Source organism: Marinoscillum furvescens DSM 4134 (assembly GCF_003386095.1).
In the GTDB taxonomy this organism is placed as follows: domain Bacteria; phylum Bacteroidota; class Bacteroidia; order Cytophagales; family Cyclobacteriaceae; genus Marinoscillum; species Marinoscillum furvescens.
In genome coordinates this window covers 329,898-350,706 of record NZ_QREG01000001.1, presented here as the reverse complement: position 1 = coordinate 350,706, position 20,809 = coordinate 329,898, and the positions used below count along the sequence as shown (strand labels likewise).

Annotated in this window: 21 protein-coding genes; 10 read left to right on the top strand and 11 right to left on the bottom strand. The window is 45.8% G+C overall.

Going from position 1 to position 20,809, the window contains the following annotated elements:
• Genes C7460_RS01565 through C7460_RS01555 form a run of 3 tightly spaced genes read right to left on the bottom strand, consistent with a single transcriptional unit; the run spans position 1 to position 4,065 of the window.
• Positions 1-2,166 (bottom strand): LysM peptidoglycan-binding domain-containing protein, encoded by a 2,166-nt coding sequence (locus tag C7460_RS01565; RefSeq protein WP_115866297.1) that lies wholly within the window; start codon positions 2,164-2,166, stop codon positions 1-3.
• The gene (locus C7460_RS01560) at positions 2,163-2,801 is read right to left on the bottom strand and encodes an O-methyltransferase (protein ID WP_115866296.1); all 639 of its coding nucleotides are present in this window, start codon (positions 2,799-2,801) and stop codon (positions 2,163-2,165) included. Before C7460_RS01560 ends, C7460_RS01565 begins: the two co-directional genes overlap by 4 nt.
• A 31-nt stretch (positions 2,802-2,832) precedes the next feature.
• Positions 2,833-4,065, bottom strand: coding sequence for a M16 family metallopeptidase (locus tag C7460_RS01555; protein ID WP_115866295.1), 1,233 nt, complete (start codon positions 4,063-4,065; stop codon positions 2,833-2,835).
• A gap of 43 nt (positions 4,066-4,108) precedes the next feature.
• Between C7460_RS01555 and C7460_RS01550 the strand changes: the two genes are divergently transcribed.
• Together C7460_RS01550 and C7460_RS01545 are read left to right on the top strand one after the other, a co-directional pair.
• Positions 4,109-5,083: a glycosyltransferase family 9 protein gene (locus tag C7460_RS01550; protein WP_115866294.1), complete on the top strand. Its 975-nt coding sequence runs from the start codon at positions 4,109-4,111 to the stop codon at positions 5,081-5,083.
• Between the two features lie 85 nt (positions 5,084-5,168).
• The gene (locus tag C7460_RS01545) at positions 5,169-5,993 is read left to right on the top strand and encodes a helix-turn-helix domain-containing protein (protein ID WP_115866293.1); all 825 of its coding nucleotides are present in this window, start codon (positions 5,169-5,171) and stop codon (positions 5,991-5,993) included.
• 56 nt (positions 5,994-6,049) lie between these two features.
• Here C7460_RS01545 and C7460_RS01540 read toward each other — a convergent pair whose 3' ends face one another.
• Entirely contained in the window at positions 6,050-7,303 is a 1,254-nt protein-coding gene (locus tag C7460_RS01540) for an RNA polymerase sigma factor (protein ID WP_115866292.1), read from the bottom strand.
• 52 nt (positions 7,304-7,355) lie between these two features.
• Positions 7,356-7,697, bottom strand: coding sequence for a YciI family protein (locus tag C7460_RS01535; RefSeq protein ID WP_115866291.1), 342 nt, complete (start codon positions 7,695-7,697; stop codon positions 7,356-7,358).
• A 234-nt stretch (positions 7,698-7,931) separates the two neighbouring features.
• On the opposite strand from C7460_RS01535, the gene C7460_RS01530 reads away from it, so the two are divergent.
• Positions 7,932-8,261, top strand: coding sequence for a hypothetical protein (locus C7460_RS01530; protein ID WP_115866290.1), 330 nt, complete (start codon positions 7,932-7,934; stop codon positions 8,259-8,261).
• Here the strand turns inward: C7460_RS01530 and C7460_RS01525 are convergent, their stop codons facing one another.
• A complete protein-coding gene (locus tag C7460_RS01525) occupies positions 8,262-9,476 on the bottom strand; it encodes a S8 family serine peptidase (RefSeq protein ID WP_170147848.1) in 1,215 nt (404 codons plus the stop codon).
• 330 nt (positions 9,477-9,806) lie between these two features.
• Between C7460_RS01525 and C7460_RS01520 the strand changes: the two genes are divergently transcribed.
• The 6 genes from C7460_RS01520 to murA all read left to right on the top strand — a co-directional run bounded on the left by C7460_RS01520 (position 9,807) and on the right by murA (position 16,417).
• Entirely contained in the window at positions 9,807-12,014 is a 2,208-nt protein-coding gene (locus C7460_RS01520) for a DUF7282 domain-containing protein (protein ID WP_115866288.1), read from the top strand.
• Between the two features lie 177 nt (positions 12,015-12,191).
• Entirely contained in the window at positions 12,192-13,487 is a 1,296-nt protein-coding gene (locus tag C7460_RS01515; protein ID WP_115866287.1) for an aminopeptidase P N-terminal domain-containing protein, read from the top strand.
• Between the two features lies 1 nt (position 13,488).
• Positions 13,489-13,935 carry a GNAT family N-acetyltransferase gene (locus tag C7460_RS01510; protein ID WP_115866286.1) on the top strand — a complete coding sequence of 149 codons (447 nt, stop codon included), beginning with the start codon at positions 13,489-13,491 and terminating at the stop codon, positions 13,933-13,935.
• Positions 13,932-14,345: a RidA family protein gene (locus C7460_RS01505; protein ID WP_115866285.1), complete on the top strand. Its 414-nt coding sequence runs from the start codon at positions 13,932-13,934 to the stop codon at positions 14,343-14,345. Before C7460_RS01510 ends, C7460_RS01505 begins: the two co-directional genes overlap by 4 nt.
• Positions 14,346-14,431: 86 nt before the next feature.
• On the top strand, positions 14,432-15,109 hold the full coding sequence (locus C7460_RS01500) for a DUF4290 domain-containing protein (RefSeq protein ID WP_115866516.1): 678 nt from the start codon (positions 14,432-14,434) through the stop codon (positions 15,107-15,109).
• Positions 15,110-16,417: a UDP-N-acetylglucosamine 1-carboxyvinyltransferase gene (murA, locus tag C7460_RS01495; protein ID WP_115866284.1), complete on the top strand. Its 1,308-nt coding sequence runs from the start codon at positions 15,110-15,112 to the stop codon at positions 16,415-16,417.
• Positions 16,418-16,555: 138 nt separating this feature from the next.
• Here murA and C7460_RS01490 read toward each other — a convergent pair whose 3' ends face one another.
• Positions 16,556-17,347, bottom strand: coding sequence for an anti-sigma factor (locus C7460_RS01490; RefSeq protein ID WP_115866283.1), 792 nt, complete (start codon positions 17,345-17,347; stop codon positions 16,556-16,558).
• Entirely contained in the window at positions 17,340-17,888 is a 549-nt protein-coding gene (locus C7460_RS01485; protein ID WP_245986133.1) for an RNA polymerase sigma factor, read from the bottom strand. Before C7460_RS01485 ends, C7460_RS01490 begins: the two co-directional genes overlap by 8 nt.
• A 47-nt stretch (positions 17,889-17,935) precedes the next feature.
• On the opposite strand from C7460_RS01485, the gene C7460_RS01480 reads away from it, so the two are divergent.
• Positions 17,936-18,958, top strand: coding sequence for a glycoside hydrolase family 113 (locus C7460_RS01480; protein WP_147302816.1), 1,023 nt, complete (start codon positions 17,936-17,938; stop codon positions 18,956-18,958).
• On the opposite strand, the gene C7460_RS01475 is transcribed toward C7460_RS01480, so the two are convergent.
• The 3 genes from C7460_RS01475 to C7460_RS01465 all read right to left on the bottom strand — a co-directional run bounded on the left by C7460_RS01475 (position 18,955) and on the right by C7460_RS01465 (position 20,569).
• The gene (locus C7460_RS01475) at positions 18,955-19,941 is read right to left on the bottom strand and encodes a beta galactosidase jelly roll domain-containing protein (protein WP_115866281.1); all 987 of its coding nucleotides are present in this window, start codon (positions 19,939-19,941) and stop codon (positions 18,955-18,957) included. The genes C7460_RS01480 and C7460_RS01475 overlap by 4 nt on opposite strands.
• A gap of 155 nt (positions 19,942-20,096) precedes the next feature.
• The gene (locus C7460_RS24215) at positions 20,097-20,276 is read right to left on the bottom strand and encodes a type II toxin-antitoxin system YafQ family toxin (protein WP_170147856.1); all 180 of its coding nucleotides are present in this window, start codon (positions 20,274-20,276) and stop codon (positions 20,097-20,099) included.
• A 92-nt stretch (positions 20,277-20,368) separates the two neighbouring features.
• Complete coding sequence (locus tag C7460_RS01465) at positions 20,369-20,569, bottom strand: hypothetical protein (RefSeq protein ID WP_115866280.1); 201 nt, start codon at positions 20,567-20,569, stop codon at positions 20,369-20,371.
• Positions 20,570-20,809 lie beyond the last annotated feature (240 nt).

Here is a 20,809-nt window from a genome sequence, read left to right as displayed (position 1 = left end):
TTACTGGGTCACCTTTAGCTCATCTCCTACAGAAAGTGCGTTTGAGGTCAGACCATTAAGCTGTTTGAGCTCTTCCACAGTCATGCCATGCTGTCTGGCGATTTTGTACAGACTGTCACCTCCCCGTACGATATACGTCTTGTAGGTGGGTTTAGGCTGGGGGAGTTTTTCAGGTGCCTGGAGCACCAGATTTTGTCCGATACTTAGCTGATCACCGTCAGCTAACCCATTCCACAGTCGGAGTTCGTCCAGCGTCAGATTGTATTTTTGAGCTATGGCCCAAAGCGATTCGCCCGGCTGTACTTCGTGTATTGGAGTGGCTGCTTTCTCAGGTGGTGATGTCTGAGTTTCTGACTGCTGATTTTCTTCCTCTTTTGCTGGTCTGGTCAGGTGCAGTTCCTGTCCTATAGAGATGGTACCGTCAGGTAGGTTATTCCAGCTTTTTAGTTCATCTACAGTTACTCCGTATCGTTTGCTGATAGCCCATAGCGATTCGCCCGGTTGCACCACATGGGTGTTGGAGTGATTAGGAGATGGTGTGTCTGCTGGTGTCTCGGCTTCTTCTTCTGCGGCATCCAGCGCGGTTTTACTTGCATATATCACCAGCTCTTGTCCGGGGCTCAGGGCTGTTTGTTTCAGATTGTTCCAGTCCATGATCGCCACAATTTCCACTCCATATCGCCCACTGATCGCATATAGAGATTCTTTAGGCTGTACCACGTGTAAGATTTTTTCGCTGTTAGCTGGGATAACCACCTGAGGCTTGGTGTCTTCTGGCTCAGGCTCAGGGCGAGTTTTGGTGCTTTTGGTTTTTGCGATAGCTCGTTTTGGTGTGCTTGGTTTGGTGGTGGTTGGTTGAGGTTTACGCACTTCGTGATATTCTATAGGTGTACTTTTAGGTCGCTTTTTTCGGAGCCACATGAGCCTGCCTGGCTTTACAGGGTCTGTAGTTTCCATTCGGTTTTTGCGTGCCAGTTTTTTGAGCTTGATGCCGTATTTCTGTGAGATGTCCCAAAGGCTTTCTCCATACTGAGCTACATGGTAGCGTATGGCTGAGCGGTTCTTTTTGTTTCGGATGTAGTAAATCTCTCCCTCTTGAATGCTCTGTCCTTCCCGTAGGTCATTATACTTCATCAGGCGCGTGCTGCTAACCCCACTTTTCATAGCCAAACTCACGATATTGTCACCTTTGGAGGCCATGACCGCCTCTATTCCATTGATTTTGATAAATAGCGTTTTTTGCCCCGTGGCAAAGCCCCCCGCAATCTGCTCAGGATATTTTGTAGGGGTTGACTTAGGAGTTTCAATGGTGCGTGTGAGTGGACGTTCATCGTCCTTTTGGAGCCCTTTTGGAGATTTGCCTTTTACGGGTACGATTACCGTGTAGGGCTTGTCCTCGGGAATTCTGCCGTGCCGTAGCCACTTGTTGTAGTCTTTGAGGAGGTCTGCGTCTACGCCCAGTTCTTCGGCTATGTCATTGAGAGATTTTCCAGCTCCTTTGGTGTATTCTTTCAGGCGCAGCCCTTCGCTGTGAGGTCCGCCTACTTCATCTTTGAAAGCGATCACATGGGCAATAAACCGCAAGACATACCAGTGCGTATTTTTGGTGATGGTGAGGCGGTCTTTTCCGTAGTTTTCTTTGTCTACATATTTTTTGGCTCCTCCGGGACCAGCCTGATAGGCACTGACGGAGTATATCCAGTTCTTAAAATAAAAGTTGTTGCGCTTAAAGTACTTGGCAGCACCATGGGTGGCAGCTACAATGTTTTTGCGTTCGTCCACTTTATTGTCCACTCGGAGGCCTACTTCCCTACCGGTAAAATCCTTAAACTGCCAGTACCCGACTGCATTGGCTGAGCTTACAGCGTCTGAAATAAGTGCGCTTTCCTGTACGGAGAGGTATTTGATGTCTTCAGGTACGCCTTCTTCTTTGAGAATACGCTCGATGATCGGAAAATAGAGGTTGACCCGATCGAGCTTGATCCGAAAATACTTATCACTTGCGCGCAGGGCATTGACGTCTTTCTGAATCTCATCACGAGCTCCACTGGTGAGCTTGAGGTGCACACCGGCTATTTTGATAGATGCTGGTACTGTGGGGGCTTGAGCCTGAGTGGTAGGTGCCCAAATGCAGAAAATAAGCAGTCCGAACAGAAGTATCCTCATAGTTTTCTGAGCACCATTAGACCGTCACGAATTGGCAGCAACACGTTTTCTACGTCAGGATGATCATGGACCATTTGGTTGAATGCACGCATCGAAAGTGTGGCTTTGTCTGATTTACTTTCGTCAAATACTTTGCCACTCCAAAGTACATTGTCGATAATGATGAACCCACCTTTTCTTACCTGTGGGAGGGTGAGCTCAAAATAGCGGGAATAGGACTGTTTGTCAGCATCTATAAAAACCATGTCCCAGGTATAACTCAGCGTTGGTATGATTTCTTGTGCATTGCCTATGCGAAGTTCTATTTGGTCCCGGTAGGGAGACTGGGCAAAGTAGTTTTTCACTCGTCTTTCCAGTTCTTCGTTTACGTCTATCGTGACGAGCTGGCCACCACTCGTGAGCCCTTCTGCTAGGCAGAGAGCGGAGTAGCCGGTATAAGTACCGATTTCCAGGATGTATTTGGGCTGTACCATATGGGCAAGCATAGCCAGAGTTCGGCCTTGCAAATGACCAGATAGCATGCGAGGCTTCAGTACCTCCAGGTGCGTTTCGCGGCTGATTTGGCGTAGCAGCTCCGGTTCGGGAGCTGTATGCGCTGCTACATATTGGTCGAGTTCGGCAGGGAGAAAATCCATGTCGTAAAAATAACAGAATTCTAGCGTGTACCTATTCAGGAAGGTAGGTTAATTGGCACATGTTTTCCATAGAGAAATTTACTCGGGCCAATTCCATCAGCTGATCGCTGGTGGTGGCGTCTATTTGGCGGAAGATGTGGTTGATATCCGGGATTTTATTGAGGTCGAGTATGCTTTTGGCCATCATGAGCATCATGGCATTGTTGTTTTCCTCACTCATGGCTAGTTGCCCTTTCAGCTGCTGCTTTGCTTTGTGTAGCTGTAGGTTGCCCATAGGCTTTTGCTTAAGTAGGTCCAGCTCTTTTTGTACCAGCTTCAGGCTCTTTTTGAGGTTTTTGGGGTCGGTGGCAAAGTAGATCCCAAAGCTCCCGGTTTCAAAGTATGGTGTGTAGTTGGCGTCTATACCATAGACAAATCCATGCTTTTCGCGCAGCGATAGGTTTAGTCGCGAATTCATGCTGGGACCTCCCAGAATGTTGACCAGCAAGAAAAACGGAATACGGTTTTCATCCTTGAGGCTGTAGCTGGTACGGCCTATGGCCACATGCGCCTGGGTGATCGGTTTCTTTACGGTATGAATAGTAGGCTTGTAGGATTCAAAATAGTTGCGCTGTGGTGTGTGGTTTTTGTGAGGCACAGGCTTGATGTGTTTTTCTACCAGACGCTGCAGCTTTTTGATGGAGTAGTTTCCTACACTAGAAAGTATGATTTTTTCGGTGTTGAGGTTGCGCTGCAGGAAGTTTAGAAAGTCTGCCTGCTGAAAACTCCCTACCGTGGCGGGCGTACCCAGGATGTTTTTACCCAGTGGATGACCATGAAATACCTGCTCGTCAAAATCATCCTGAATGGCGTCTTCCGGAGTATCACGATACATTGCCATTTCTTCTAAAATGACCATCCGCTCTTTTTCGATTTCTTTAAGAGGAAAGGTGCTGTTGAACGTGATGTCTGCAAGTAGCTCTACGGCTTTGTCCAGATGATTGTCTAGTAAGGAGGCATAGAAGCAGATTTTTTCACGTGTAGTGTAGGCATTCAGCTCACCTCCTAAAGAGTCCAGCCGGTTGATGATATGGAAAGCTCTGCGTTTTTTGGTGCCTTTAAAGGCCATGTGTTCCCAAAAGTGGGCCAGGCCTTGCTCCTCCGGAAACTCATCTCTACTGCCAATGTCCAGCATGATGCCCACATGCGCTATTTTGGTATTGGTGATTTGTTTGTGAACTATCCTGATGCCATTAGGCAACTCTATCAACTCGTGCTCCTCCATAGGGGCGCAAATTTACTACATTTACCTTGCTTTTACCCACCGAATGCAAATACTCATCATCCAAACGGCCTACATAGGGGATGTGGTCCTGGCTACATCGCTTATTGAGAAAATCAAGGTGTATCATCCTGATGCTCAGATAGATTTTTTGTTACGCAAAGGCAATGAAGAAGTACTTGCTCACAACCCCAAAGTGCGTGAAGTGCTGATGTGGAACAAGCAACAGCGAAAGTGGAGAGGACTAATGAACATCCTACGATTGGTACGTAGTAGAAAGTATGATTTAGTGGTGAATGTCCATCGGTACCTTAGCAGTGGATTGATTGCAGCATTGTCTGGAGCAGGATATGTGGTGGGCTTTCGCCAAAACCCTCTGAGTTACCTTTTTGATGAGCGCGTAACCCATCTGATGGATGGGCGGCATGAAATAGCCCGTAATCAGGAGCTGATAGCCAGCATTACAGATGCAGAGCCGCATCATCCGAAAATGTATGTGGCGGACGTGAGCGAAAAAGTGACTCATTTGAAGAGTAAACCGTATGTTACGGTTTCGCCTGGTTCGGTATGGCCCACCAAGCAAGTACCGGTAGAAAAATGGGTAGAATTACTCGATCGCTTGCCTGGGGCGTGGAAGGTGTATTTGCTGGGAGCCAAATCTGATGAGGAATTGTGTGTAGAGATTTTGAAGCGGACGTCCCATAAGTACGTTACTTCTCAGGCTGGACTGCTATCTATGCGAGCATCAGCTGCACTGATGCAAGACGCAGAGATGAACTACGTAAATGATTCAGCTCCAATGCATTTTGCATCTGCTGTGGGTGCTCCCGTCTGTGCAGTGTTTTGTTCCACATCACCGGGATTAGGCTTTGGGCCGCTTTCAGATCGGCATTTTGTGGTAGAGGTAAAGGGACTAACCTGTAAGCCTTGTGGTATTTCTGGAAAAAAAGCTTGTCCCCTTGGGCATTTTAGGTGTGGTAATGATCTGGAGGTGAATAATATGCTGGATTGCTTGCCCTGAAGGCGGAAAAATCGGTTATTAAGTAGCAGTTGGCCCGACTATTGTTTGTGAAATACTTTTTACCCGACCATAATGCCGTTTTATAATGAGTTTCAACTACTACGAACAACTTCCTTCAGAGGATTTGAAGGGGGTAGTGAAAAAGTTTTTTGTAATCGATTATACAGCTAATGAAATTACTACAGATTTTTTGTTGCCCGATGGTACACCATCATTGAGCTATTTGTTTCCTCGGGGGTATGATATTCAGGGTCAGTTTTTGGGCGAACCTGTAGGTGAAGTAGTGTTTGAAAATAGTTTTTATGCAGGCTATGGAAATACTTCTCTAGAGTTTAAGCACGGACCCTTTAAAGTGGTAGGAGCCAATATTTATCCTGTTTACCTCAGTCTGATTTTCTCTATTGGATCAGGAGATTTTATGAACAACTTCGTGAGGGTAAACACGCTGAAGGGATTCGAAAATGTGGAGGAAGAGGTCAATTTTCCAGAAGATGATGACCAGCTTGGATTTCAGCAGATCGGTGATTTTGTGAAATCCCGGCTCCGGAGCAATGCCTTTTTAGCAGACTTTCAGAAAGTGCATGATCGGCTCATCGCTCCGGATGGGCACCTGCTGTCGGTGGAGGATTTGGCTGATTTTTTGGGTTACAGTACCCGTCACCTCAGCAACATGTTTAATCGGCACATGGGGATGTCCCCAAAAAAGTTTCTAAAGCTTGTGCGGTTTAACCAGGTGCTTACCCTGATGGAGCAAACTGATGAAAATCTTGGACGGTTGGCTTATGAGGTAGGATATCATGATCAGGCCCATTTTATCCGGGATTTTAAAAGTATCTGTGGAAAGACACCCAAAGAATTGTCAGCTATGTTGCCCGATTCGCTGGCGAGAAAATTTAGGTTCGGAGACTAGCTGTTCCGAAAAATACAATTTTTTAATATCGTCATTAACTTCCTTTGTTAAGCTTGTTACATTGGTTTACTGGTTGGGCGGTTGACAAGCTTGAAAATTTTTTTAGTTAGAAAAAGTTTATCTCGTTTGTTCACCGCAAACTTCAGGGCCATTTCCGCTTCGGATATGGCCTTTTTTATTTCTCCCACACGTTCATAGAGTTCACTTTTTGTAGCCGGTACCAGATAGTTGCCATTTAGTATGGGTGCATCTTCCAGTTTTTTTAGTTCTATTAGGGCCTGTTTTGGGCCATATACTTCAGCACAGGGAATGATGCTGTTGAGGCCAATGATCGGATTTTGGGTAAGCTGGTATAGCTTCTGATAGAGCTGATAGATGTGCGCCCAGTTGGTGCTGGAGTAAGATGTGGCGCGGGAGTGGATGCCTGCGATGGCTGCTTGTAAAAAATATTCGTTGCTCTGCCCATGTTTGATAGTGGCCAGGTAGCGATCGCCCAATTGTATGTGTTGGTGGTCCCAGCTTTCGCGGTTTTGATCGCGAAGACTCACAGGGTTGCCATCCGCACTTACACGAGCTTCAAAGCGTGCTACCTGGTAGTGCATTAATGCCATCAGTGCTCGAGTATGTTCATTATTTAGTTGAGTGTGGCCTAGCAGTAGGTGATTGAGCCTCATGGCTTCTTCACACAGGTCTTTGCGGATGAGCTGATCTCCGGTAGTGCATTTGTAGCCTTCATTAAACAGTAAGTAGAGTGCTTTGGTAACTGCCTGTAGCCTGATAGGCAAGGCATCAGCTACCGGAAGTTCTAGCCTTAGATTCTGGTCTTTAAACTTTTTTTTCGCCCGGGTGTAGGCTTTGGCTATGGTCTCTTCTTTTTTCAGCAGCGCCGCTGCTATTTCACGTATAGACAGACCTCCGAGGATTTTGAGCGTAAGAATTAGTTGGTGTTCAATACTCAACGAAGGAGAGCAGCAAGCAAAAATCATTTTGATTAGCTCATCTGAGAAAACTTCCTCTGAAGGTTGAGGTGACGCTGCCTGTTCGGGGAGCTTTGTAGCATAATATACTTTTTGTTGCCGGCGAAGGTGGTCGATGAGTTTGTTGGTTGCTGTGCGGATTATCCAGCCGGTAGGGTTATCTGGAGTAGTTTGATAGGGCCATGTTTGCATGGCTTTCATCAGTGCTTCCTGTACTGCGTCCTCAGCAGCTTCCAGATGAGCAGTGCCAAACCGGCTGGTCAGATAGGTCACCGCCTTACTGTATTCTGTTCTGAAAAAATGATCGACGAGTTGGAAACTATTCGCAGGCATGGACAGGCAGATACAAAGGGGATGCCGCGTGATGCGGTATCCCCTGAATGTTTTACATTTTTATGGCTTCTCGTACTTCTACGGTGCCACCAAACTCAAAGATTGGGCATTCTTTGGATAGCTCCACAGCATGGTCCAGGTCATTGGCTTCTACCAATACATAGCCGCCTACGATCTCTTTGCCCTCTGTAAAAGGGCCATCAGTGATAAGATTACCGCCATCGGCTACTACTTTGCCACTTTCATGAAGGGGCAGTCCAGGTACAGGTTGGTCAGTATTGCTGATTTTGGTCATCCACTCTCCCCAGCGAGCCATATGGGCTTGCATCTCTTCTGGTGATTGCTCTGCGTAGCCTTCGTCTCCGCCTCTGAATAAGTACAAAAATTGCTTCATGATAGTAAGGATTTAAGTGTTAAAAGTTAAACGATTTGCATGGATGACGAACGAATCTGGTCTAAATGGACACGGAGCGAGAAAAAAAATCTGGAATTGTAAGAAAAATCTAAGGTGTGAGGCGAAAAAATACCCAAAATCGGGGATTGTTATTTTTTGTGACTTTGAGTTATTTGCTGGTCATTAAGAATGCAGGAAGGGAAAGAAATGTGTAGACGCTAATAATGATCAGCTATGAGTAATAACACCCTAAAAGATGATATGCTGAAGGCAAGACTTGTTTTGCAGCATACCGCAGACAATGAAGAGATCCGCATGCAGCTGGCAACGCACGGATATGATGAGCAATATCTGTACCGTGGGTTTACGCTTTATGAAATTGCCCAACAGCGACTGGAGCTGCTTGCAGTGAAGCCTGCAGATGTGGCGGATGAGGCAAGTAGTCATGCGAGCGAAGAGGCTATCCGGCGCCTAATGGCATGGATGGTAGATTTTGTGGCAATCTCCAGGCGTGCCATGCGCGCTCAACCACAATACCTCGAAGTGATGGGGATAGAGCCCTGATTACTCCCAAAAAATTTCCAGAACTTCTTTGCCTACAAGTAAAGAGGTTTGCCTGATCCTGTCTGGTCGTTTGATTTTCAGTGTCTCGCCAGGATTTCGATACATATATCGGTTGGCGACATTTTTTTCATTGGTTTTGTGAAATGCCACCACATAGCTCGCCTCAGTTTTTAACGGTATTTTAACGCTTTTCTTCTTGGTTCTTAGGGTGTTGGGGCGTGAGATGGTTTGGCCATCCATTAGCTTTAATATTCGAGTGCAGGTGGGTACACCATGCCCCAGGTAGTTGTTGGCGTATGGGTGAAAGTTACCTGCAGATTTTAAAAGGTCCATAACTTCAAAATTGCTGAGCGTACTGTCTCGCTGCCATATGCATGCTGCCATCCCCGTAACCACTGGTGCTGCATAGCTAGTGCCTGAGGAGGCATAAACGGCTATGTCCGGCTTTACATAGGGCAGCCATGAAGGACCTATGCTGCTGTAGTTCATTTTGTCCCAGATGTCAAACTTGCTTGCCCCTACAGTGAGTGCATGTTCGGCATCACCGGGTGTAGACACTATCTGCCAGGGATCCAATGCTTCATTGCCAGCGGCCACTATGATTAGCATTCCCTTCTCCAGGGCGGCAGCACTGATCGTTTTGGCTAGTAGTGTGGATTTTCCATCCATTTGCTCGCGTCGGTAGTTTTCCTCAGGGTTGGTGTAGCCAATATTGTAGCCCAGGGATACATTTACCAGCCGTACCCCCATCCGATGCATTTGCTCCAGTGCAGCAATGAGATGGTCTTCTTCTATGCGCTTTTCGTAGGCCCCATGATCAGTACGTGCCAGGTAGTATTCGGCATGAGTGGCCAGTCCATACTGGATGTTTTTGCCAGGGTGCTTGCCTCCAATCAGCTGCCATACCTCCGTGCCATGACCATCATCCAGACGTGCTATGCCATCGTATGGTGTCAGCTCAGGTGTTACAAAATCCTGATAGTTTTTTACGCGCTCAGCTTCAAATACGTGTTTTAGTGATTTGCTTTTGTTGGCTTTCAAGAATCCCCCGTCGATGATGCCAATTTTAATCCCCGCCCCATTGAGCCCTTCTTGCAAAAATGCCTTTGCTTCTATCTGTTCTAGTGCAAAACCGAGTACCGGAGAAGATATCGGTAGAGTAGCAGGTTTAAATAGCTGTACGGGTAAGGCTTTGCTGCCCAGCGTGTGATACACATCCTCAGAGACAGAATAGGAACAGTACGGCAACCAGGAGGAGCAAAATTCGGGTTTTGGTAGACACAAATTATTGGTGTCAGCATGTGAAATCCACACTTTCTGCTGGCTAAAAGCGCTCAGGCACAAATAGAATAAAATGCTGTGTAAAACTGCTCTCACTTGTCAATAATAAGAAAAAGTGAATGAATCAGGGTGAATAATGAGGTGAAATTGATGGGTTTTGTTAAAAGAATTTTAAGAAAAAGTAAACAAAATAAATCCACAAAGCCTTCAGCCGTCGTAGGTACCACACGAAAAGATTCAACTCGAACTAAAAATTATTCAACTATGAAAAATGTAACAATGAAAAACTTTTTGCTGCAGATGGTATTCGTCCTTTCGGCGATGGTACTGTTCACAGCATGTAATGATGACGATGACGGAGGAGAGCCAACACCAGACCCCACTGGATCACTTACGGTGTCTGATCAAAATGTAACTGAAAATAACTCCATTATAGTATCTAGCGTCACACTGGATCAGAATGGATGGATCGTAGTGCATGCTAGTAATGCTACTAATGATGGCCCTCAGGTGCCGGACATTATCTCCGAACCTAAAATGGTAGAGGCTGGAACATCATCGAGTGTGGAAGTGATGTTTAAAGAATCTACTGAAATAGAAGATGGTGATGTGGTATATGTGATGCTGCACACAGACGATGGCGTAGCAGGTACCTATGAATTTGATGGTGCCAATGGTCTGGATGCTCCTATTTTGGATGCTTCTGGAAACATCGTGATGACAAGTATTACGCTTTCAGTGGAAGCTGATCCTACCGGAACACTCATGGTAGAGAGCCAAATGATTTCTCAAAACACCATTGTAGTGCCAGAGATTGTGGTAGACAGAAGTGGATGGGTAGTAGTACACGCCAGCAATGCTGACGGATCACCTGTAGTGCCAGACATTATTTCTGAGCCAGTGCAGGTGAGTGCCGGAACGAACACAGACGTGGAGGTGACGATCACCGAAACAGCCGACCTTAAAGACGGAGATATGGTGCATGTCATGCTCCATACAGATAATGGTGCTGCTGGTACTTATGAGTTTGATGGAGCGAATGGTCTGGATAACCCTATTTTCGATGAAAATGGTGGTATCGTCATGAAAATGATCGAAATAGGTTCGCCGAGCCTCATGTCAGAGGCGCAGGTAGTAAGTGCCAACATGGTGAAAATTTCTGAAGTGAAAGCCGCCGTAGACGGATGGTTAGTAGTGCATGCGGATAACGAAGGTACATTTGGTGAAGTGCTTGGACAAACTTTCGTAGAAGCCGGAACCACCACAGACGTAATGGTAGATCTGGGTACTGGTGTGGCTTTCTCTGGAGGTGAGAAACTATGGCCAATGCTACACATCGAAAGCCCGGCTGATGGTGAATATACTTTTGACGGTACCAATGGCGAAGATGGTCCTGAAGTGTTTGGTGATGCAGTGATCATGCAAAGCTTCGATGTAGAGGCTCCTACAGGAACAATTACAGCGATGAATCAAATCGTGCAGGGAACTACTGTGAAAGTGAGCGAAATCACCATGAATGCCAAAGGCTGGTTAGTGGTGCATGCAAGTAACGCTGCTGGAGACGGACCTGAAGTACCTGGAATCGTATCTACTCCCGTTCAGATAGAAGCAGGTACCTCTACGGATGTAGAAGTAATGCTCAATAGCGACTTTGTATTCAATGCAGATGACAAAATTTACCTCATGCTGCATACTGAGAATAACATCGTAGGCGAATATGAATTTGATGGAGCCAATGGCTTTGACGGCCCGATTACTACAGAGGCAATTACACTGGAAGCCCCTAAGGGCGAGCTAACGGCGATGAGTCAGGTAGTATCTCAGAATAAAGTAATGATCGAAAGCATTATGGTGGATCAGCCATCATTTGTGGTAGTGCATCGTGACAATGGTACAGGCGAAGGCCCAGTGGTGCCTGGCATCATTTCTGAACCGGTAGCACTAGATGCAGGTACACACGAAGATATCTCGATAAGCTTTAAAGATGGAGAAGATCTGGTAGATGGCGAAAAGCTTTGGGTGATGCTTCACAACGATAATGGTGTGGTAGGGACCTATGAGTTTGATGGTTCGAGTGGGTTGGATGGTCCTATCACCACATCAGCTGGAGCTATAGTGATGTCAGCTATCAACATTGAAGCACCGAGTATCACAGCTACAGACAAAGCTGTAACCAATGCTACAGTGGTCGTAGACGAAGTAAAAGCTGCTGTGGATGGATGGTTGGTGATCCACGAAGATGACGGTACAGGCAACTTCGGAGCGGTGATAGGTCAGACTTTCGTAAAAGCCGGAACTACTGCTAATGTGGAAGTAGATGTAACCGGAGCTACCATAAACTCTGGTGATAAGCTTTTCCCAATGCTTCACATCGAGAGCCCAGCAGATGGAACTTACGGATTCCCCGACAATGGAGATGGTCCTGAGGTGTTCAACGAAGCAGTAATAGTGGTAGAATTTACCGTTCTCTAAAGAGTAAAAAACATATCGGTATACATTTCAAAAGCGGCTGGAGTTATTCAGCCGCTTTTGTTTGTTGGTATCCACACTATTTTTTTATTCACCTCACGGAGAATGCTAACTTTGTTTGCAGGTACGCCAACTATTCCAGGTGCTGCCTGTTCTTTCAATGACTAAAAGCAACTACCCATGAGATATAGACCTATAGATAACGAACTTTTTATTGGCAACAGAAAGCGGCTTGTTTCTCGGCTGAAGCCAAACTCAGTAGTGGTGATCCACTCCAATGACATCATGCCTACCAACGCAGATGGCACCATGCCTTTTAAGCAAAATAGCGATCTGCTTTACCTCAGTGGTATCGATCAGGAAGAATCAATCGTGCTGTTGGCGCCAGACCATCCAGATGAGAAGCTTCGTGAAGTGTTGTTTCTTAGAGAAACCAATGAAGAAATTGCGATTTGGGAAGGACATAAGTTTACCAAAGAAGAAGGTACATCTATTTCAGGAATCCAAAATGTGAAATGGACGAATGACTTTGAAAAAGTGCTCTACACAGTGCTGGCTGAAAGCGAACATATTTACTTGCCTACAAATGAGCACCTACGCAATGCTTCTGTAGTAGAAACTGCCAATGACCGTTTTGTAAAGGAGATGATGAGTAAATTTCCTCTATACAAATACGAGCGACTGTCACCGATACTGTACGATCTGCGCACCATCAAATCACCTATAGAAGTAAAGCTCATAGAGCATGCGTGCCATATCACGGAGCAGGGCTTTAGACGAATTTTGGATACCGTGGAGCCTGGAGTGTGGGAGTATGAAGTGGAGGCTGAGTATGCTCATGTGTTTTTGTCCAACAGATCACGAGGGTTTGCTTATACACCAATCATAGCTGGGGGCTTTAATGCATGTGTGCTGCACTACATAGAGAATAATCAGCAGCTCAAAGACGGTGATCTAATGCTGATGGATGTAGGTGCAGAGTATGCGAACTACAACGCTGACATGACCCGGACTATTCCTGTGAATGGACGATTTACCAAGCGTCAGCGGCAAGTATATGATGCTGTGCTGAGGGTGAAAACACAGGCAACAGATCTACTGAAACCCGGCAGTAGTATACCCGAGTATCACAAGGCAGTAGGTGAGCTTATGACAGAGGAGTTGCTCGATTTGGGTTTGCTGGATAAAGAAGACGTGAAAAATCAGACGGCAGAGAACCCTGCTTACAGAAAATATTTTATGCACGGCACTTCTCACCATTTGGGGTTAGATGTGCATGATGTGGGTTCTGTTTACAAAAAGTTTGAGCCCGGTATGGTCTTCACGGTAGAGCCCGGTATTTACATCAGAGAGGAAAACATTGGTATCCGACTGGAAGATGACGTTGTGATTACAGAAACAGGCCATAAAAATCTCATGCGCAATATCCCCATTCATGCTGAGGAGATCGAAGACCTTATGAATTCAGGAAAATAATATGGCAAAAGCAGTGTCCGTGCGCTCTGGGTCTATAGAGGAAGCAGTGGTTGTACAGCAGCTGATTCCCGAATTTGAAAACCCATATTCCGTAGCAGAATATACCAACCGACTGCTCAGCTCCGAACATGTAATACTTATTGCCGAAGAGAACGGTAAGCCTATTGGGTTCAAGGTTGGGTATGACCGGTTTTTAAATGGGGAGGTGTTTTACTCCTGGATGGGAGGCGTGTTGCCTGACCATCGACAAAAAGGCATTGCCCGGTTGCTATTGCAAAAAATGGAGGTTTGGTGTCGCCTAAAAGGGTACAAAGCGCTTAAGTTTAAGACTCAAAACAGACACCGGTCTATGATGCAGTTTGCCATACGGGCAGGGTTTGATGTGGTGGATTTTGTGGCAAAAGGTGACCTTAAAATGCATGAAGTTTATTTTTTGAAAGAACTATGAATAGCTATCAGTCAGATGAGGCTCCGGAGCCAGTAGGGTTGTATCCGCATGCACGTAAAGTGGGGAATTTGCTGTTTTTGTCAGGGATAGGTCCACGAGAGCGGGGAAAACAATCCATTCCGGGTGTTACATTAAACGAACAGGGAGATGTGGTTTCTTACGACATCTCTGTGCAGTGCCATGCGGTATTTAAAAATGTTCGGGCGGTGCTAGAGGCATCAGGAGCAAAATGGGAACATTTGGTGGATGTCACCGTTTTTTTAACCAATATGAAAGAAGACTTTCATACCTTTAATGCCATATATGCGGAGTATTTTGGGGATGTGCAGCCATGCCGTACCACAGTAGAGGTTACAGCTCTTCCCACGCCGATTGCCATCGAACTCAAGTGTATCGCAGCCATTGGCTAAGCTAAAACCACTTGCAGGCATGATTTGTCCTTGCTTTTGGGCGGTGGCCTAAAGTGATTTCACTATTTTTGAGCAAAATCAATTTTATGAGTCTGGAATATAATACCGAACGTACTCATCTTAAACTAAGAGAATACGGAAGAAATGTGCAAAACCTGGTGGCACATATCAAAACAATCGAAGACAAGGAAGAACGAAATAAACTGGCTGCTACCCTCGTGGAGCTCATGAAAATGGTGAACCCGGAGTTTAGCAAAGACGCCAATGAGTACACTCAAAAGGTTTGGGATGACCTTTTTATTATTTCTGACTTTGACCTGGAAGTAGAAGGGCCATTCCCAGTGCCAGAATCTACCATTCTAGATCGCAAGCCTGATCGCATGCGTTATCAGTCGAATGAAATTCGCTATCGACACTATGGTCGAAACATTGAAATTTTGATCAACGATGCAATTGCGATGGAGGACCCTAAAGAAAAAGAAGGTGCAATCATCGCCATTGGTAAGCTCATGAAATCTTTTTACCTGACATGGAATAAAGACACCATAGAAGACGAGCAAGTTCTCAAAAACATCAAGCAACTCTCTAAAAACCAGCTGGATATTGATATCCAAAAGGTAAAAGAATTTGGTTTGTTTGATAGTGAAAAACGTCCGAACGACAACAATGGCAATGGCGGCCACCGTCACCAAAATCAAAACAGAAACCGCAACAAAGGCGGCAAGCGAAATTTCTCCAACAAACGAAGAAGAAACAACAACTAAATGGCTTCATTTCGTGTGAAGGGAGGCAAACGCCTCAAGGGGACCATCATTCCCCAGGGTGCAAAAAACGAAGCACTACAAATCATCTCGGCTGTATTACTTACCTCAGAGCCTGTTCACATCCATAAGATTCCCAATATCCGTGATGTGATCAAGCTGATAGATTTGCTTGCAGATCTTGGTGTACGGATAGAAAAAACTGGCGAAGAGTCCTACCGGTTCACCGCTCGAGAGGTGAATCTGAAATTCATGGATACGGAAGACTTTAAGCAAAAGGCTTCCTCATTGCGTGGGTCTATCATGATTCTCGGTCCGCTGTTGGCTAGATATGGTACTGGCAAAATGCCAAGACCCGGAGGTGATAAAATTGGTAGACGAAGATTAGATACGCACTTTGTAGGCTTTCAAAAGCTCGGAGCCAAGTTTAACTACGATTCTCAAAATGCATTCTATACCGTAGATGGTACCAATCTGAAAGGTTGCTACATGCACCTGGATGAAGCCTCTGTGACGGGTACAGCCAATATAGTGATGGCGGCAGTGCTGGCTGAAGGAGAGACAACTATCTACAATGCAGCGTGCGAGCCTTACTTGCAGCAGCTGTGTAGCATGCTCGTGCGTATGGGTGCGAAAATCCAAGGCATCGGTAGTAACAAGCTAATCATTGAGGGAGTAGAATCCCTGGGGGGTACGGAGCATACCATGCTTCCAGACATGATCGAGATCGGCAGTTTTATAGGTATGGCGGCCATGACTCAGTCGGAGATTACCATCAAAGATGCCCGCATCGACATGTTGGGGATCATTCCAGATACTTTCAAGCGCTTGGGGGTGAAGATGGAATTTCGTGGAGACGATATTTTTATACCTGCTCAAGAGCACTATGAAATTGAAAGCTTTATAGATGGCTCTATCCTGACCATTGCTGATGCGATCTGGCCAGGATTTACACCAGACTTATTAAGTGTAGCGCTGGTTACAGCCACCCAGGCCAAAGGAACTGTACTCATTCATCAGAAGATGTTCGAGAGTCGCTTGTTTTTCGTAGATAAGCTGATAGATATGGGAGCGCAAATTATACTTTGTGATCCACACCGAGCTACGGTGATAGGTCTGGACCGTGCTTTCCCTTTGCGAGGTATCAGTATGACTTCTCCGGATATACGGGCAGGTGTTTCACTGCTGATAGCAGCATTGAGTGCGGAAGGCACCTCTACGATCCACAATGTAGAGCAGATTGACCGGGGCTATCAGTTTATTGATAAGCGTCTGCAGGCACTGGGTGCGGATATAGAGCGCTTCGATTAAGTGAGAAACAAAAAAACGCCGTGAGAGCCACTCACGGCGTATAATCAACCAGCTTTAAGCGTTTCTAAACAGAAACTGATTTACTTACGATCTTACTGGATCTGCTGGATTTAATTTTCTTTATTTTTTTTAATTATTTCACGATTGTGGTTCGCCATACACCTGCATGGTTTCCAATGTAGGTGATGCTGCACCTCCAGATTCCTCCACTGTGACTGCAAAAGCATCTGCTTTGGCTATGTTTTTCATGATCTGAAAGGTCCCTTCATTCGCATCAAATACACCGGCATCCACGGGGACACCATCTATTAGCGCCCAGAGCTGGTATTGCTGGTTTTGTGGTAAGCTAGCCAGGTTGGCGGAGTTGAGGTATACTTCTTCCTGGTCAGGATTCCAGTAGATCACTGCCTTGGCATCTTTGGCATTGTCCGTGCCATTTAGGATGATACGGCTAAACTCCGGGCTCACCAGTACGGCCAGGTCCTGGCGGATATCTGTGAGCTCTTGATTTACGATATGATAGCTCTCTGCAAGCTCCAGATTACGGGCGGTGAGTTGTGCCAGCCTGTAGTCGGTGTTTTTCCATTGATTCCAGAAGTATACTGCAGCAAAGGCTGAAAGTAGCGTGACCACTACACTTGCGGCCAGTAGCATTTTGATGCCATTGCCTACCCTGTCGCCAGATGCTGTTGGCATAGACATGGTCATGACCTTGGGGTCTTCCATGATGAATCGCTTGACTGCTGTAGCTGGGGTGATGGCATATTGAAATGCCAGCTGCTCTACGGTCTTTTGTAATTCATAAAACTCGTCTCCTACCTGCTCGTCATCTTGGATGAACTGTTCTACTTCAGCGAGCTGTTCCGCAGAAAGCTCTCCTGTGATGTAGGCTGCCAGGTATCCCTCCGTTATAATTTCTTCCCTATTCAAAATCTTTTCTGAGTTTGTTTTTAATGTCTTTTAAGCAGTTTCTGAGACGTGTTTTTACTGTGCCCAGTGGCATTTCTTCATTTTTGGATATCTCGGCGTGCGAGTAGCCCATAAAGAAGTTTAGCTGGATCAACTTTTTACACATTTTTCCAATCTCACTTAAAACAGCTGATAGTCCAATGTAATCCTCCTTGTTACCGGAGTCTTGGAACATATCTACGAACCCATCAATGTCATCAGATTTATCGGTGGTTTTGAAATCTTTGGATCGCCTTGCATCTATGGCCTTGTTTCGAGCTATGCGATACATCCAGGTGAAAAGCGTGCCTTTGCCCGGATCATAACTTTCTATGGAATCCCAGATTTTGATAAATACATCGTGCAGTGTTTCCTCTGCAATCTCCTGGTGGTTTAATGTGCGGAAAATGATGCCATACAGTGCCTCAGAGTAGTGGTCGTAAAGATAATCTAGCGCTGTAGCATCCTTATTTTTTAACCGCTTAACCAGTAAGATGTTGAAGTCTGTGGTTGTTGTAGCCAAGTTGATGTTGATTAATTGGTTTAATTTAATGAAAATACTAACAGCGTATGAAACTTATTGTTGGGTTCTTTCTGATTGTCTGTGTGATGCTGGTGGGGTATTTTTTGATAGACCCTTCTGTAGAGGTGCCTGTAAAGGTTTCTAAAAAGATTAATGGAGTGAGTTTGGTGAACCCACGTCGCCCGGCAGGTAAGGCTGCGCTATGTGATGTCCAATCCATCAATGCAGATTGGGTGGCGGTTATTCCTTTTGGTTTTTCTGTGCAGGGGGAGCCCTCCGTGTATTTTGATACTGAGCGACAGTGGTGGGGCGAACGCCTGGAAGGTACACGACAGCTTATTAGAGATGCAAAGTCTTGTAGCCTCAAGGTGATGGTGAAACCGCACGTTTGGCTGAGGCGCGGCTGGATTGGGGAGTTTTCGCTGCAGCAAGAGCAGGATTGGCTAGAGTGGGAAAATGCTTATACAAAGTATGTGCTGGCATTTGCTCAATTGGCTGAAGCAGAGGGCGCGCCTATGTTTTGTATTGGTACGGAGTATAAAAGAGCTGTGAGGGAGCGTCCACACTTTTGGCCTTTGTTGATCGAGGAGGTGAAGAAGGTGTATAGTGGCAAGCTTACCTATGCGGCTAATTGGGATGATTACGACGAAGTGGCTTTTTGGGCGGAGCTGGATTACATCGGCGTGGATGCCTATTTTCCATTAGAGATATCTGCTAAGTCGGATTTAAAGGCTGTGACAGCAGGCTGGAAAAAATGGGCGGATCGGTTGACTGTTTTTGCACATCGGCAAGGGCGACCGGTGTTGTTTACAGAGTATGGCTATCAGAGTAGGGATGGTGCCTTAGATACACCCTGGGGAGTGCCACGTAGCTATGGAGAGGTAGTAGATCTGGATGTGCAGTGTATGGGGTATGAGGCATTGTATCAAAGTGTGTGGAAAGAGTCCTGGTTTGCTGGAGGTTTTCTATGGAAATGGCATTTGGATTCCAGCGCTGGAGGTTTTCATAATGCGGATTTTACTCCTCAGGGGAAACCTGTAGAAGCGATCATCAGCAAGTGGTATCATTAGTCCGTTAGCTTATGGCGCTGACGGTAAGGTACTATGGCCAGCGGCCCTTTGTAGATCCCTGCATTGCCACCAATGTCGCTGACTCTTACTGCTAGCACATTTTCTCCATTTTTATTGAGGATGCCATTGGGGATGATATAGAGCCTCTTTTTACTGTATGACTGTGACCATCCGAAGGGGCGGCCGTCATCGGTAGTGCCGATAAGTGTTCCGTTTAGGTAGGTTTCATCAAAGTCATCAATGTAGCCCAAAACAAGAGCCAGATCTTCTTCACCTTTGAGGTAATCGGGCAAGGTGAAAGTTTTGCGATACCACGCCGTACCTTCTATCATTACTTTTTTTAAACTCCTCCAGTAGCTGGGCACCATGCTTTCCTGCCAGTTTTTGTCATTGTAGCGGCTTTCTTTCCAGTGGAAATTATCACCTTCACGAAACCTCCAGATGCCTTCCAGCAAAACAGCCTGTGGCGGAACGTTGGCCCTGGCATAAATGCCGGTCTCACCCTTGATTATACCTCCTTCGAGAATGGTGTCATATACGCGTACGGCTATTACGTTTTGTCCATTGCGGTTGATCAGTGATGGAGGGATGTAATACTGGCGGTGGGAGTGATAAGCCGTGTAAAAGTCTGGAGGAAACGATCCGCTAAATCCGATAAGTTCGCCGTTGAGGTAAACTTCGTCTACATCATCTATAAATCCCAGTACGAGATACAGGTTGTGCGTGGAGATATTGGAAAGGTCCAGTGAGATTCGGTACCATGCATAGCCATCAAAACCACTAAAACCTTCGTCTTCCCAGGCAGCTGGTACCTGGATTTTCTCCCAGGTGCTGTCGTCATAGTCTGGTCGTGCCCATCGGGGGTTGTCACCTATGGTAAACTTCCATTTGCCGCGCAGGTCGATGACCTTTTTGAGGTCGCCGGCCTGGGTGGCGGAGAGCACCGTGAGTAGTAGAATCCAGATGTAAATAAACCTTTTCATGCCTCTTCAAACAATGATACGATGATCATACGAAAAGGTGGTCAACATCGGGTAAATGATTGTCACCAAATGTCATTAGAGCTTTCGGTTTTTTGGTGGAGTGAAGGTGAGAGTTGCTCTCGAAGTTGTTAAAGTTGACCAGTAGAGTGTTGGAGTTAAAATAGATCGCTATGGCTACCAGTTCTGATGAGTGAAGTCAAACGGACACCATCATTTTGATCCCAGATTAATAGCCAGTCGGGCTGGATGTGATATTCCCAAAAACCAGCGTATTGGCCTTTGAGTTTATGGGGCTTGAATTTTGGCGGCAATGTGCCTGTTTCGCGAAGGGTAATTAGTACTTCTTAAAGTTTGGATTCGGGTAATCCCCGTTTCATTGCTAGCTTATAATCCTTTTTAAACTTAGATGTAAGTTGTATTCTGTAGCTCATGACCGAAGCTTTTCCATCAGGTCTTCGTGGCTTTTGGTTTGAATCAGATTCTTTCCTGCTTTCGCTTCTTTGATGGCCTGTTCTGTCTCTTCGTTATACCTGGGCTTTTCCTCAATCTCCACGAAAGAGAAGGTTTTAAGCATCTCTATTAAGGCTTTTGCTTGTTTGCTTTTTTCGTTGATGTGAACCGTTACCATGCTTCAAATTTAAGTTTTCTGTGGTGTGTTAACCAAATTAGCGTGAGCAGCCGGCGTATCGTGGTATTAAGATATACAAAAAATGTACTCGCAAGGTTCTGATGCCAGCCGTGTTGGGGTTGTTTTAATCTGATTCAGTATGGAATATGTGGCTAAAAAAGTATTAAGTAATACTTCTGTGGGCTTACCTAAGAAAGTTCAATTGTGGCATTGTCTGTAAGGGTCTGTTCTTTTACTGAT